This is a genomic window from Streptomyces sp. NPDC100445, from assembly GCF_044759735.1.
Taxonomy (GTDB): Bacteria; Actinomycetota; Actinomycetes; order Streptomycetales; family Streptomycetaceae; genus Streptomyces.
In genome coordinates, this window is record NZ_JBIVZV010000013.1 from 1 (window position 1) to 15,164 (window position 15,164).

At 74.5% G+C, this 15,164-nt stretch carries 7 protein-coding genes; 1 reads left to right on the forward strand and 6 read right to left on the reverse strand.

Annotated elements, in window-relative coordinates; genetic code table 11:
- Both ACIQVT_RS27405 and sbnA read right to left on the reverse strand, forming a co-directional pair.
- Positions 1–1,889, reverse strand: a 1,889-nt coding sequence (locus ACIQVT_RS27405) for a condensation domain-containing protein (protein WP_403759506.1), incomplete at its 3' end; no start/stop codon positions are given.
- 79 nt (positions 1,890–1,968) lie between these two features.
- On the reverse strand, positions 1,969–3,018 hold the full coding sequence (sbnA, locus tag ACIQVT_RS27410; RefSeq protein WP_403759509.1) for a 2,3-diaminopropionate biosynthesis protein SbnA: 1,050 nt from the start codon (positions 3,016–3,018) through the stop codon (positions 1,969–1,971).
- A 228-nt stretch (positions 3,019–3,246) separates the two neighbouring features.
- Here sbnA and ACIQVT_RS27415 point away from each other — a divergent pair, with 228 nt between their 5' ends.
- Positions 3,247–10,404: an amino acid adenylation domain-containing protein gene (locus ACIQVT_RS27415; RefSeq protein ID WP_403759513.1), complete on the forward strand. Its 7,158-nt coding sequence runs from the start codon at positions 3,247–3,249 to the stop codon at positions 10,402–10,404.
- Positions 10,405–10,465: 61 nt separating this feature from the next.
- Here ACIQVT_RS27415 and ACIQVT_RS27420 read toward each other — a convergent pair whose 3' ends face one another.
- The 4 genes from ACIQVT_RS27420 to ACIQVT_RS27435 form a co-directional block, all read right to left on the reverse strand.
- Positions 10,466–11,227: a BTAD domain-containing putative transcriptional regulator gene (locus tag ACIQVT_RS27420; protein WP_403759516.1), complete on the reverse strand. Its 762-nt coding sequence runs from the start codon at positions 11,225–11,227 to the stop codon at positions 10,466–10,468.
- Positions 11,228–11,362: 135 nt separating this feature from the next.
- Positions 11,363–11,653 carry a response regulator transcription factor gene (locus ACIQVT_RS27425; RefSeq protein ID WP_403759519.1) on the reverse strand — a complete coding sequence of 97 codons (291 nt, stop codon included), beginning with the start codon at positions 11,651–11,653 and terminating at the stop codon, positions 11,363–11,365.
- Positions 11,654–12,053: 400 nt separating this feature from the next.
- Complete coding sequence (locus ACIQVT_RS27430; protein WP_403759522.1) at positions 12,054–14,270, reverse strand: MMPL family transporter; 2,217 nt, start codon at positions 14,268–14,270, stop codon at positions 12,054–12,056.
- A 165-nt stretch (positions 14,271–14,435) separates the two neighbouring features.
- On the reverse strand, positions 14,436–15,152 hold the full coding sequence (locus ACIQVT_RS27435) for a 4'-phosphopantetheinyl transferase family protein (protein WP_403759525.1): 717 nt from the start codon (positions 15,150–15,152) through the stop codon (positions 14,436–14,438).
- Positions 15,153–15,164: the final 12 nt, after the last annotated feature.

The window sequence follows — 15,164 nt, forward strand, 5'->3', positions numbered from 1 at the left end:
ATGCCGGACCGCTGCACCATCGCCCCCTTGGGACGACCCGTCGACCCCGACGTGAACATCACATACGCCAGATCCAGACCACCACCCACAGCGGGGAGTTCGGTGGTGCCGGTGAGGTCGGTGGGGTCGGTGAGCGGCAGGACGGTGAGGCCGTCGCCGGCCGGCGCGTCGTAGGCGTCCCCGGTGAGCACGTACCCGGCACCGCTGTCGGCGAGCAGGGAGGCGTTGCGGGCCGCCGGAGCCGCCGGGTCCAGCGGGACGTACGCCCCGCCCGCGCCCAGCACCCCCAGCACACCCGCCACGAACGGCACCCCCGGATCGGCGAGCACCGCCACCACCGCACCCGTCCCCACCCCGGCCGCCGACAGCCGAGCGGCGATGCCCGCGGCCCGGGTCAGCAGCTGCCGGTAGGTGACGCGGCCGTCGGCGTCGGTCACGGCGACGGCGTCGGGGGTGCGGGCCGCCACCGAGCGGACCCGCTCCACCAGGCCCTCGTACCCGGCGCGCTCGGTGCGCGGGTCCCAGTCGCCCAGCAGGCCGACCGGTTCACCGGGGGCGCCCAGGCCGATCCGGGCGAGCGGCAGGTCGGCGGGGAGGGCGGCCAGGTCGGCCAGGAACGCCTCGAACCGGGCGAGGTGGGCGCCGAGTTCGGCGTCCGTGTACAGCTCGGGGTTGCCGTCGAGGTGGATCTCCATGGTGCCGTCGACGGTGTTGAGGACGGTCACGATGAGATCGTTGACGATGCCGGTGGACAGGTTGACCACCGTGCCCCGGCAGTCGCCGAAGACCAGCGCCGGGTCCTGCGCGAGGACGTTGATGAACGGGCCGAACACCCGCCGGTCGTCGGTGCGCAGGCCGATGTCGCGGCGGATGCGGTCGCCGCGGTACCGCTGGTGCCGCAGCGCGCCGGAGACTTCCTTCCAGGCCTGCCGGAGCAGCTGCGGGGCGGTCAGCTCGGGGCGGACGCGCACGGCGAGCGGCAGGTAGTTGGCGAGCATGCCCGGGATCTCGCGGGTGACGGCGCCGGTGCGGCCGGTCACCGGGAGGGTGAGCAGGGGCTCGGCGACACCGGTGACGCGCTGGGTGTAGGCCGCCATGGCGCCGACCATGAGCACCGGCAGGGTGACCTTGCCCGCGCGGGCGAGGTCGCGCAGCGCTTCGGTGGCCCCCGGGGTGAGCCGGGTGGTGTGGCGCAGGGCGCTGCGGCCGGGGGCCGGGTCGTGCTCGGACAGGGAGACGAGTTCGGGGGCCGGACCGTGCCCGGAGGCGGTGAGGCGGCCGGTCCAGTAGGCGCGGTCCCGTTCGACCTGCCGGGAGTCCAGGTAGCGGCGCTCGCCGTCGAGCAGGTGCTGGAAGGCCGGGATGGCGTCGGCGTCCAGGGCCGCGTCGTCGTGGCCCGCGGCCAGCCGGGCGTAGAGGGCGGCGAGCTTGGGGTAGAGCAGGGCGCGGCTGAAGCCGTCGGCCAGGATGTGGTGCATGCACAGGTAGAGCAGGTGGTGCTCGGGGCCGAGGGTGAGCAGGGCGCCGCGGAACAGCGGGAAGTCGGTGATCGTCAGGGGCACCGCGTGGTCCGCGCGCATCCACCGCACGGCGGCGGCCGACGGGTCCGGCTCGGCGCTGAGATCCAGCTTCGCCAGGGGCAGTCGGGCGAGCGGGCGGATGATCTGGCCGGGGGCGCCCGCCTCCTCCACGAACTGCACGCGGAGCCCCTCCGCCTCGTGGCCCAGGCGGTGCAGCGCCCGCTCCAGCAGGTCGGTGTCGAGGGGGCCGCGCAGGTCGATGTAGTCGGCCATGTTGTAGGCGAGCGGCCCGGTGGCGAACTGCTCGTCGAACCAGATCTCGGCCTGCGCCGCGGTGAGCGGGAGGACGGCGCCTCGGTTTGTCGTCATCGCTTTGCTCTCCGTCATTGTCGAATTCGGCCGCGCCCGGCTCGTCCGGTCGACGGCGGCGGTCGCCGTGTCCGGTCGGTCAGTCCGCGGCGACGGCCGCCGCGGCGGGCGCCCGGTCGCCCGCGCCGGCCCGCTCCGCGAGGCGGTCCGCCGGTTCCGTCAGCGGGTCGGGGCCGAAGGCGCCGCGCACCCAGTCGTCGTGGTAGACGGTCTCCATGTAGCGGTCGCCGAGGTCCGGCGAGATGGTCACCGCGGTGACCTGCTCCCGGACCCCGCCGGCGCCGTCGCCGTAGTGCTCCTCCAGCCAGCGCAGCGCGCCGGTCACCGCGGTCCCGGTGGAGCCGCCGACGGGGAAGCCGTGCCGCATCAGGTCGCGGCAGGTGCGCACGGTGGCCGCCTCCGGGACGTGGACCACGGCATCGACCAGGTCCTCGTCGAGCAGCGCCGGGCGCACGCTGGTGCCGAGGCCGGGGATGTGCCGGGTGCCGGCGGGTCCGCCGAAGGTGACGGAGCCGATGCTGTCGACGGCCACCACCCGTACCGAGGGCCGCCGCTCCCGGAACCAGCGGGCGCAGCCCATCAGGGTGCCGGTGGTGCCGGCGCCGACGAACAGCACGTTCAGGTCGGGGAACTCGCGGGCGATGGCCGGGGCCGTGGTGCGGTAGTGGGCCATCCAGTTGCCGGGGCTGAGGTACTGGTTCAACCACACCCGGGAGTCGTCGGCGGCCAGCAGCGCCCTGACGTGGCGGATCCGCGCGCCGAGGAAGCCCTCGCTCTCGTGCGGCTCGGTGACGACGTGGACCTCGGCGCCCAGGGACTCCATGGTGCGCCGGGTCACCGCGTTGCAGCGGGTGTCGGTCACGCACAGGAACCGGTAGCCGCGGCTCGCCGCGAGCAGGGCGAGGGCGACGCCCATGTTCCCGGACGAGGATTCCACGAGGGTGGAACCCGGGCGGAGCTTTCCCGCGGCCTCCGCCTGGGCGACCATCTCCCGGGCCGCTTTCAGTTTGATGGATCCGGCGAAGTTGAATCCCTCGACCTTCAGGAACAGCCGGCGCCCGAACAACGGCTGAAGATTCACGAAGAGGTCGCTGACATCGAATTCATGCGACGCGGTGATGACCGGCACTGGCACTCCTGGCCTACGGCAGCGAATGGGCGTCGCCGGCAAGCCTGTCGGCGTGCGCTGACCGTGGACTGACGGTTTGCTGACACGCGCCGGTGCCGTCCGCCGTGGTGGGAGGCGTCAGCTGACGGTCAGTTGTCCGTCAGCGTGCTCGTGAAATCGTCGTCCGGTTGGAATCGCGCGGCCGTGGAACCTCCCGCGCCCGTCCCGCTCTTCCGTGAGGAGCACGGCTTGAACCGGCAATCCGCCATCAGTGAAGTCCTCCCGTTGTCACCGCTCCAACAGGGGCTGCTGTTCCTCTCCGCGTACGACCGGGACGCCACGGACGTCTACGCGCTCCAGCTGGTGCTCGACCTCGCGGACGTGACCGACGCCGACGCGGCGGCGCTGCGCGGCGCGGCGGGCGCGCTGCTCGACCGGTACCCGAACCTGAAGGCGTGTTTCCGGCACCGCAGGAGCGGCGAGGCCGTGCAGGTGCTGCCCCGCACGGTGGAACTGCCCTGGCGCGAACTGAGTTCTACGGCTGAGGAGTTCGACCGGGTGGCGGGGGAGGAACGGCTGCGCCGCTTCGACCTGGCCCGGCCGCCGCTGCACCGGTTCACGCTGCTGCGCGCGAAGGACGGGCGGGCCCGGCTGCTGTGGACGGTGCACCACATCCTGGTGGACGGCTGGTCGATGGCGACACTGACCCGCGAACTGGCCGCGCTCTTCGCCGACTTCCGCGCGGGCACGACCCCGCAGGGGCCAACCGGCCCGCCGTACCAGGCGTACCTCGCCTGGCTCGGCGACCAGGACCGGGAGGCCGCCCGCGAGGCCTGGCGGCACGCCCTGGCCGGAGTGACGGAGCCGACGCGCCTGGCCGCGGCGGCGGGGGACGCGCCGGGGAGCGCGGTCGGCGGTGCCGCGCGGGACGACGCCCCGGACGCGGCCACCGGTGGCGCGCTGCCGCACCGCATCGAGGTCGAGGTGGACTCCGACCTGGCCGCCGGGATCGACCGCTTCGCCCGCGCGCGGGGGCTGACCGTCGGCGCGGTGGTGCAGGGATGCTGGGGACTGCTGCTGTCCCGGCTCACCGGGCAGGACACCGTGGTGTTCGGCATGGTCGCCTCCGGGCGGCCCGCCCAGCTGCCGGACGTCGAGCGGATGGTCGGGCTGTTCGCCAACACCCTGCCGGTGCGCGTCGACGTCGATCCCCGGCTGACCCCGGCCGAGCTGTTCGCCGGGGTGCAGCGGGCCCGCACCGGGCTGCTGGCCCACGAGCACCTGCCGCTGGCGGAGATCCAGCAGCGGACCGCGGTGCGCGGGGAGCTGTTCGACACGGTGCTGCTGTTCCAGAACTACCCGATGGGCGGCCCGGAGGCGGAGCCGGGGACGGCGGGCCCCCGGGTGACCGGTGTGGACATCCGGTCCGCCACGCACTACCCGCTGACCGTCACCGTGTTCCCCGGGGAGCCGTTCGGGCTGGCCGTCGACCACGTGCCGGCGCTGGTCCCGGAGGCGGAAGCCCGCCGGGTCGGGCACGGTCTCGTACGGCTGCTGGCGGAGACGGTGCGCCGGCCGGACGAGCCGTGCGGCCGGCTGGACCTGCTGGACGCCCAAGAGACCGCGCGTGTCGTCGCCGACCGCAACCGCACGGAGGCCGAGGTGCCGGGCCCGTGGCTGGCGCCGCTGCTGGCCGAGTGGGCACGGCGCACGCCCGACGCACCGGCGCTGACCTGCGGCACCGAGCGGCTGACCTACCGGGAGCTGCACGACCGGGCGGACCGGCTGGCGGCGGAACTGGCCGCCGCCGGCGCCGGCCCGGAACGGCTGGTGGGGCTCGCCCTGGACCGGTCCGCCGATCTGGTGGTCGCCGCGCTGGCCGTGCTGAAGTCGGGCGCCGCCTACCTGCCCCTGGACCCCGACCACCCCGCCGAGCGGTTGCGGAACATGCTGACGGACGCCACCCCCGTGGTGACCCTCACCCACCGCCGCGTCCGGCCCCTGCTCGACGGGATGGGCCCGGCGCTCACCGGCGACCTCCGGGTCCTGGACGACGCTCCCCGGCCGGCCGTGCCGACCCCGGCCGTACCACCGGCCGCGCGGACCGCCGCCCCCGACGCCGATCACCCCGCCTACGTCATCCACACCTCCGGCTCGACCGGCCGGCCGAAGGGTGTCGTCGTGCCGCACGGCGCGCTGGTGAACCTGGTCGCCGACATGGGGCGGCGCTGCGCGGTGACGGCGGCGGACCGGTTCCTCGCGGTGACCACCTTCGGCTTCGACATCGCCAACCTGGAGCTGTTCGTGCCGCTCGCGGCCGGCGCCGAACTCGTCGTCGCCGGTCGGGAGACCGTCCGGGACCCCGCCGCCCTCGCCGCGCTGGTGTCGGCCTGCGGTGCCACGCTGCTCCAGGCCACGCCGAGCCTGTGGCAGGCGCTCACCGCCGGCCACGCCGACGTCCTCGCCGGGGTGCGGGCGCTGGTCGGCGGGGAGGCGCTGCCGGAGCCGCTGGCCCGCACGCTGGCCGCGCACTGCGCGTCGGTGACCAACGTCTACGGCCCCACCGAGACGACGATCTGGTCGACGGCGGCGCCCGTACCCGCCGTACCGGACGGCCCCCCGCCGATCGGCCGGCCCCTCGCCAACACCCGGGTGTACGTCCTGGACGCGGCGCTGCGCCCGGTGCCCGACGGCTGCTTCGGCGAGCTGTACATCGCCGGCGCCGGACTGGCCCGCGGCTACCTGGGCCGCCCGGGCCTGACGTCCGACCGGTTCGTCGCCGACCCGTTCGGGCCGCCCGGCACCCGCATGTACCGCACCGGCGACGTGGTGCGCTGGTCGCCGCGGGGCACGGGCCTGGAGTACGGCGGCCGCACCGACCACCAGGTGAAGATCCGCGGGCACCGCATCGAGCTGGGCGAGATCGAGTCCGTGCTGGGCGCGCGGCCCGGCGTCGAACGGGCGGTGGTCACCGCCCGCACCGACCGGAACGGGGAGACCCGCCTGGTCGCCCACGTCGTACCGGCGGGCACCGACCGCGACCGGCTGCGGGAAGGCGCGTCCGCGGTGCTGCCCGCGCACATGGTCCCCGCCGTGTACGTCTTCCTGGACGAACTGCCGCTGACCCCCAACGGGAAGGTGGACCGCAAGGCGCTGCCCGCCCCGGCCGAGCGGCCGGCGGGCACGGGCCGGCCGCCCGCCGGGCCGCGCGAGGAACTGCTGTGCGGTGTCTTCGCGGAGGTCCTCGGGGTGGACCGGGTCGGTGCCGACGACGACTTCTTCGCGCTCGGCGGCCACTCGCTGTCGGCGATCCGCGCCGCCAACCTGCTCCGCGCCGAGCTGGGCGTGGAGGTCCCGGTGCGCGCCCTGTTCGACGCCCGCACCGCCGAGGCGCTGGCCGCCGCGCTGCCCGGACCGGGGGACGCCCCGGCGGACACCGCGGCCGGCACCGGCGTGCCGGAGGCGGTGCGGGGGCCGGCCCGGCCCGTGCTGCGCGCGGCGGCGCCCGGGGAGGCGGCGACGGTGCCGTCGTACGCGCAGGAACGGCTGTGGTTCCTGGACCGCATGGGGGCCGCGGCCGCCTACAACATCCCGCTGGCGGTACGGCTGACCGGTCCGCTGGACACCGGCGCGCTGGGCGCGGCGGTGGCTGACCTGACCGCCCGGCACGAGACGCTACGGACGCTGTTCGTGGCGGCCGGGTCCGGGGTGGCGCCCCTGGTCCTCCCCCCGGCGGAGGCGGCCGGTGCGGGCGCCGCCCTGGAGGTCGTGCCGGTGCCCGACGAGACGGCCCTGGCGGCGGCGCTGGCGGCGGAGGCGGCCGAGCCGTTCGACCTGGCCGCCCGGGTCCCGCTGCGGGCCCGGCTGTTCGCGCTCGGCGACGAGACGCACGTGCTGGCGCTCACCCTGCACCACATCGCGGCGGACGGCTGGTCGTTCGGCCCGCTGGCCCGCGACCTCACCGCCGCCTACGCGGCCCGCCGGGCGGGACGGGCACCCGAGCTGGCGCCGCTGCCCGTGCGCTACGCCGACCACGCCCGCTGGCAGCGCGAGCTGCTCGGCAGCCGGGACGACCCGGACAGCCTGCTGTCGGCCGAACTCGCCCACTGGAGCGAGGTGCTGGCGGGCATGGAACGGGAACTGGCGCTGCCCGCCGACTTCCCCCGCCCGGCCCGCTCCACGCAGCGCGGCGGCGCGGTCACCCGCTCGGTGCCCGCCGACGCCCACGCCCGCCTCACCGAGCTGGCCCAGGACGCCGGTGCCAGCCTGTTCATGGCGGTCCACGCCGGTCTGGCGGCCGTGCTGACCCGGCTCGGCGCGGGCACCGACCTGCCGCTGGGCAGCCCGGTCGCCGGGCGGACCGACCACGCGGTGCGCGACCTGGTCGGCTGCTTCGTCAACACGCTGGTGCTGCGCACCGACACCTCCGGCGACCCGTCGTTCGCGGCGCTCCTCGACCGGGTGCGGGAGACGGACCTGACCGCCTACGCGCACGCCGAGCTGCCCTTCGAGCACCTCGTGGAGGAGCTGAGACCGGAACGGTCACTGGCCCGGCACCCCTTGGTGCAGGTCGTGCTGTCCGTCACCCCGGGCGGCGAGACGCTCCCCGCGCTGCCGGGACTGACGGCCGCCCCCGAGCCGGTGCCCTCACGGACGGCCAAGTTCGACCTCGCGTTCGAGGTGACGGAACGGGTAACCCCGGACGGCCGTCCGGACGGGCTCGACATCCGCCTGGAGTACAGCTCGGACCTGTTCACCCCGGCGACGGCGGACCGGCTCGCCGGCGCGCTGGCCGTGCTGCTCGCCGACGCGGCCGGCCGGCCCGGCACGCCCCTCAGCGCGCTCGCCCTGCTCACCCCGGACGAGCGGCACACCCTGCTGGCCGGACGGCACGGCACGGTCCGGGACCGCCCGGCCGTGACGCTCCCGGCGCTGTTCGAGGCACACGCGGCGGCGGCACCGGAACGCGCGGCGCTGGCCGTGCCCGGCGGGCACGAGGTGTCGTACGGGCGGCTGAACGCGGACGCCAACCGGCTCGCCCGGCTGCTGCTCGGCCACGGCGCCGGGCCGGGCGCCGTGGTCGCCGTCCTCCTGCCCCGCTCCCCGCTGACGGTCACCGCCCTGCTGGCGGTCCTGAAGACGGGCGCCGCCTATCTGCCCGTCGACCCCGACTACCCGGACGAGCGGGTCGCGTACCTGCTCGGCGACGCGGGACCGGCCGCCGTCCTCACCACGCGGGAGGCCGCCGCCCGGGTGCCGGACGGCCCGGCCCGGGTGGTGCTGGACGACCCGGCCACCGCCCGCCGCACCGGCGCGCTGTCCACCGCCGACCTCACCGACGCCGAGCGGGTGCGCCCGCTGTCGGCGCGGGACACCGCGTACGTCATCCACACCTCCGGCTCCACCGGCCGGCCCAAGGGGGTGGCCGTGCCGCACGAGGGCGCGACCAACCTGGTCGCCCACCACCGCGAGCACCTGGGGACCGGGCCGGGCACGCGGGTGCTCCAGTTCGCCTCGTTCAGCTTCGACGCGAGCGTGTGGGAACTGGCGGCCTCGCTCTTCTCCGGCGGCACCCTGGTGCCGGCCGGTGCCGACACCCGGCTGTCCGCGCCGCTGCTCGCCGCGTTCCTCGCCGAACAGCGGATCGACCACGCGATCCTGCCGCCGACCGTCGTCGGTCGCTTCCCCGATCCGGCCGCCCTGCCCGCCGGCCTGTGCCTGGTCGTCGGCGGGGAGGCCTGCCCGCCCGCCGTCGTGGACCGCACCGCCGCCCACGTGACGCTGCGCAACGCCTACGGCCCGACCGAGATCTCGGTGGCCGCCACCCTCAGCGCCCCCCTCACCCCCGGCGGCGGCCGGCCGCCCATCGGACGGCCCCTGGACAACGTGCGGGTGTACGTCCTGGACGCGGCCCTCGCGCCGGTGCCGGACGGTGTCACCGGGGAGCTGTACATCGCGGGCGCCGGTCTGGCGCACGGCTACCGGGGCCGCCCGGCCACCACCGCGGAGCGGTTCACCGCCGACCCCTACGGGCCGCCCGGCACCCGCATGTACCGCACCGGGGACCTGGTGCGCTGGCGGGCGGACGGCACCCTGGACTACGCCGGCCGCGCCGACCAGCAGATCAAGCTGCGGGGCTTCCGCATCGAGCCGGGCGAGATCGAGTCCGCGCTCACCCGGCACCCGGTGATCGCGCAGGCCGCGGTGGTGCTGACCCCGGCGGACGGCGGCGGACGGCTCACCGGGTACGTGGTCCCCGTGCCCGGCGTGGCCGCCGTGGACGTGCCCGTGCTGACGGCGTACCTCGCCGAGTCGCTGCCCGCGCACATGGTGCCCACGGCGCTGGTGTCGCTGCCCGCGCTGCCGCTGACCCCGAACGGCAAGCTGGACGTGCGGGCCCTGCCCGCGCCCGGCGCCCCGGCTCCCGCCGGGGCGGGCCGCGCCCCGCGCACCCCGGCCGAGCGGGCGCTCGCCGAGGTGTTCTGCGAGGTCCTCGGCCTGGCCGGGGTCGACGCCGACGGGGACTTCTTCGCGCTCGGCGGGGACAGCCTGCGCTCGGTGGAGGTGGTCGGCCGGGCCGCCAAGGCCGGGCTGACCCTGGCCCTGTCGGACGTCTTCGCGCACCGCACGCCGGCGGCGCTGGCGGCGGCCGCTACCGGCGCCACGGCCGCGGCCGCGCCACGGGCACCGGCCACCGTGCCGCTGCTGGCGATACGGCCGCGGGGTTCGGCCGCGCCGCTGTTCTGCGTGCACGGCGGGGTCGGGTTCGGGCTGCCGTTCGCGGAACTCGCCGCGCACCTCGACCCGGACCGGCCGGTGTACGCCCTCCAGTCCGACGGCGTCGCGGCGGAGCCCGGCACCTGGGACCGGCCGGCGGACGTGCCCTCGCTGGCGGCGGTGTACGTCGAACGGCTGCGGCAGGTGCGCCCGCACGGCCCGTACCACCTGCTGGGCTGGTCCTTCGGCGGGCTGGTCGCGCACGAGATGGCCGTCCAGCTCCAGGCGGCGGGCGAGCGGGTGGCGTTCCTCGGCGTCCTCGACGCCTTCCCGGTGGCGCCCGGCGACCCCAACCCCACCGACGAGGAGATCCGGTCCGCCTTCCTCGCGCACCACGCGCGGGACACCGGGATCGACGCCGGTGACCTGGACCGGCTGATGACGGTGATGCGCCACCACACCGACATCGCGCGGGAGTTCACCCCCGGCCGGTTCACGGGCCCGCTGACCCTGTTCGTGGCGGCGGACGGGCGGCCGGCGCCCACCGCGGAACTGGCCGCGCGCTGGCGGCCGCACCTGGACGGGCCGCTCACCGTGCACGACATCGCCTGCGGCCACGAGGAGATGCTGGCCGGCGCGGCGGTACGCCGGATCGGCGCGCTCACCGACGGTGCCCTGCGCGAGGGGTGAGAGGACACGCGGAAGGCGCCGGCGGCCTTGGGGCCGCCGGCGCCTCACCGCCCCGCACGGGTCACAGCAGTGACGGGTCCTGCATGAGGATGGCCTGGTAGAGGGTGTGCAGCCGCTGGCTCGGCTTGAGCCCCAGCTCGTCGTCGAGCCACTTGCGGGTGCGGTGGAAGATGTCGACGGCCTCGGACTGGCGTCCGCACCGGTAGAGCGCGATCATCAACTGCTCGCTGAACCGCTCGCGTTCGGGATACTGAGCCAGCAGCTGCTTCAGCTCGGCAACGACGACCCCCGCCTCGCCGGCCTGTAGCTGCGCCTGGATCAGATCCTCGCGCGCGCTTTTGCGCTGTTCGTCCAGCCGCAGGGCCACCGCCCGGCAGCGCGGTCCGTCGCTCACGTCGAGCAGGGCGGGCCCCCGCCACATGGCGAGACACCGCCGCAGCAGCCCGATGGCCTCGTGCGGTTCCCGGCTGACGAGGCTCGCGCCCCGCTCGGCCAGGCGCAGGAAGCGGTAGGCGTCCAGGGCGTCCTCGGCGACGTCCAGTGTGTAACCGTTGTCGACGGTGCGGATGAGTCCGTCCTCACCGTCCGCGAAACCCAGTTCCGCCAGCGACTTCCGCATCCGGCGGACATTCGCCTGAAGGGCGTTCCGTGTGTTCTTCAGCGGGGCTTCGCCCCAGAGTTCGTCGATCAGTTCGTCGAAGGCCACGACTTGACCTGGATTCAGCGCGAGCATGGTCAGCATCACGCGAATCTTCTTCGCCCGCACACCGATGGTCTTTTGACCGTCCCCGATCAGCAGCGGACCCAGTATGGAGATGTGCACCAAATTCCCGTCCCTACTCAGAAAAACCGGTCACAAAGCTCCCGCCTCGCGACCTACGGGGCGGCCACGGAACCGTGAGTGGGCGGCGCTATGCACGGCGCCCGACACAGGGAAACATCTGGGAGTCAGAACTGATCAATTATCAATCACATCTGGCCGGTTAGGCACTGTACCTTCGTACATGAGCAGATGGGCCTGGGCGACGAGACCCACCTGAAGACGGGATTCCACTTTCAGCTTCGCCAGGATATTCGCGACATGTGCCTTCACCGTGCGTTCCGTCACCCGCAACCTGGACGCGATGGCACGATTGGATAAGCCCGCTCCGAGGAGGGAGAAGACTTGCGTCTCCCGCTCCGAGAGGAACTCCACCTGGGTGAGCTGATAGTGCCAACGAGTCGACGGCATGCCGTCGTCACCGTTCATAGGGCCACTCCCCGTGATCGCCCCGCATCCCCCGTCAACGCGCGCCGGAAACCCTCGGTCGGCTTGAATCCGTCGAACGCGGGACCGAGTGTAGCGCCCCGGCTACCGCAGTCGTAGTGAATGGACTTTCCCGGGGGAATTCACCGCCCGCGGACGGTGGTGACACGTGGCAGAGGTGGGTGCCGGGGCTCCCGCCGGGGGCCGTACCGCCCCGGAGCCGGGCCGTGGCGGGGAGCCGGCGCGGCCCGGGGCGGTGCACCGGCCCGGACGCGCGACACCCGCGGGCCGAGGGGCCCGCGGGTGTCGCGCGGCGCGCGGAGCGGTCGCGCCGGGGAGGGGGAACGGTCGCGCCGGGGAGGGAACGGCGACGCCGGGCGGCCGGCCCGGCCGTCCCCCGGGGTCAGCGGTGGGCGCGCACCCGGATGACGTCGTCGGCCGCCCCCGCCAGCGGGGCCGGCACCCGCACCGGCCGGGTCTCGTCCTGGTGGGCCAGGCGCGAGGGCCACCAGGTCTTCCAGCCCAGCAGCATGACCACCGAGGGCAGTACGACGATCCGGATCAGGGTGGCGTCCAGCAGCACCGCGCAGGCCATGCCCACGCCCAGCTGTTTCATCTCGATGAAGTTCAGCGAGGCCAGCAGCCCGAAGACACAGACCATCACCACCGCCGCGCTCGTCACGACACCGGCCGTGCGGGTGATGCCCTGCTCCACCGCCTCCCGGATGTTCAGCCCGCCCCGCGCCGCCTCCCGGATCCGGCTGATGACGAACACGTGGTAGTCCATCGACAGCCCCAGCAGGATCACGAAGAGCAGCAGCGGCAGCCACGCCACCACCCGCCCGGTGGACTCGAAGCCCAGGATGCCCTCCGCCCACGTCCGCTGGAAGATCAGCGCGAGCACCCCGAAGGAGGCCACCGCGGACAGCACGTTCAGCACCACGGTGATCGCGGCGAGCACCAGCGACCGGAAGGCGACCGCCATCACCAGGAAGGTGAAGACCAGGGCCACCAGCAGCACCCACGGCATCTTGTCCACGACGTTCGCCCGGTAGTCCACGTCGTAGGCGACGTCGCTGCCGCCCACCGCGTACCGCGCGCCCTCGATCCGGCCGAGCGTGGCCGGGGCGATGTCGTCGCGCAGCCGGAACAGGGAGTCCTGGGCCTCGCGGGAGCTGCTGTTGAAGCGGGTGCCGACGGCGATCGTCGCGACCCGGCCGTCCCGCGAGGTCCGCACCTCGGGCGCCGGGGTGTGCACGAACAGGCCGTCGTGGCGCACCCGGACGACGAGGGCGTCGATCCCCCGCGCCAGCTCCCCGCCGTGACCGGCGGGCACCCGCACGGCGACCAGGTGCGTGTCCGCCTGGCTGGGGAAGGACCGGGTCAGCCGCTCGTTGGCCTGCATCGCGGGGATCGACCGGGGCAGGTCGTCGATGCCGGTCGCCTTCAGGCGCAGGTCCATGGCCGGCACGGCGAGGGCCAGCAGGGCACCGGCGGACAGGATCAGCGCCAGGGCCGGGTGCCGCAGGGCCGGCTTGAGCATCGCCGACCACAGCCGCGGCTTGACCCCGCCCTTCTGGGTGAGCCGCCACACCAGCGGCACCCGCGGCTTGTCCAGGTAGCGGCCGAACTTGGAGAGCATCGCCGGCAGTACGGTCAGCGAGGCCAGCATCGCGATGGCGACCACCAGCACCGCGCCCGTGGCCATCGACTCGAACGCGATGTGCCCGGCGAGGTAGAGGGCGCCCATGGACGCCATCACGACCAGGCCCGAGATCATCACCGAGTGCCCGGAGGTGGCGGCGGCGATCTCGATGGCGTCGATGTTGTCGGCGCCCAACGCCCGTTCCTCGCGCTGGCGTTTGAGGTAGAACAGCGAGTAGTCGACGCCGATGGCCATGCCCATCAGGACGATGATGTGGGTCACCGGACCGGGGTCGGGCACCAGCTGCGAGGCGACCCCCCACAGGCCCAGCCCGGCGAGCACCGAGGAGATGCCCAGCAGCACCGGGACGCTCGCGGCGACGATCGCCCCGAACACGAAGACCATCACGAGCAGCGTCACCGGCAGGCTCAGCACGGTGGCCTTGCGCAGGTCCCGGTCGAGCATGTCGTTGAGACCGGCCTTGATGGAGCCGGCGCCCACCAGCTCCACCCGCACGTCGGAGTGGGCGTCCCGGACGGCGGCCACCTTCCGCAGCAGCGGCCCGACCCGGCTGTCCGCGGTCTCCGGGTCACCGGCGAGGGTCACGGGCACGAGCAGCGCCGAACCGTCCGGAGCGGGCACCGGCCGGCCGACGGCCGCGACGCCGTCGACGCCCCGCACCGCGCGGACGGCCTCGCCGAGCGCCCGGTCGGCGGCGGACCGGTCCAGCGCGCCCCGGTAGGGGGTGACGAGGATGTTCTCCACCGCGCGGCTCTCCAGGCCGCCGCTGCGGGAGAGGGCGGCGGCCCGGCCCGACTGCCCGATGGCGAGATCCGAGTCGGTGGCCGAGCGGGTGCCGGTCATCCCGCCCACCGTCAGCGCGCCGAGCACGAACACCACCCAGAGCGTCATCGCCCACCACGGATGGACGGCGCTCCACCGGGCGGCCCTGGTGATCAGGTTCCTGCCTGCCACGTCTGCTCTCCCCTTGTCGAAAAAAAATACCCGGATCACGGGAAACGGGCCGGGGCTCCGATCGGCCGGCCGGTACATGGGCGTGCTCCTCGCGAACAGAAAACTAGTGAACGGCCCGGAGCGCGATCACGGGTAGAAGTACTCCGATGTGAGGGGGAGTTTCCTCTACTTGACAACCAGCGTGTTCCACACGGAGTCATGTTCTCCTGGCCGCTGGTAATACCACATCCGGCCGGACACGGAAAAGGGGCCGTCGCCGAGAAGGGCGACGGCCCCCGCGTACGGACGGGGAAGCGGTACGTCCTGCACGCGCCAGGGTCCGGTGAGACAGCCGGTGGGGTCCCGGACCGTGCTCTGTCCCGCGCCCCGACCGACGGACAGCGCCATCCCCTGGGTGAGCCGGCCGCCGGCCGCCTTCACGCACGCCTCCTTCCTCGTCCACAGACGGGCGAAGGCGCGGTGGCCGTCCCGGGCCACCCAGGCGCACTCCTCGGCCGGGAAGAACCGCGTGGCCAGGCGCATCGTGTCCAGTCCGGCCCGGGAGCGTTCCACGTCGACGCCCACCGGCCGGGACGCGAGGGCGAGCAGGGCCAGCTCACCGGAGTGCGACAGGCTGAAGTGCGGCCCGGCCGCGTGCGCCAGCCGGGGTTTGCCCCAACGGCCCCGCGTGAAGCACAGCGACGCCGGGGCACGGCCCAGCCGCGCCCCGAGAATGCTCCGCACGGCGGCGTGCGAGACGACGAAACGCCGCCGCATTCCGGGTTCCCGGCCCCGCCGCGCGCGTTCCCGCTCGTCGTCGTCCAGGATGTCCTCGAGTTCCGGGGGATATTCCTCCGGATCCGCGTCCGGACCGGAGACCAGCGGAATGCGCCAGATCTCCACCTCGTCGGTTTC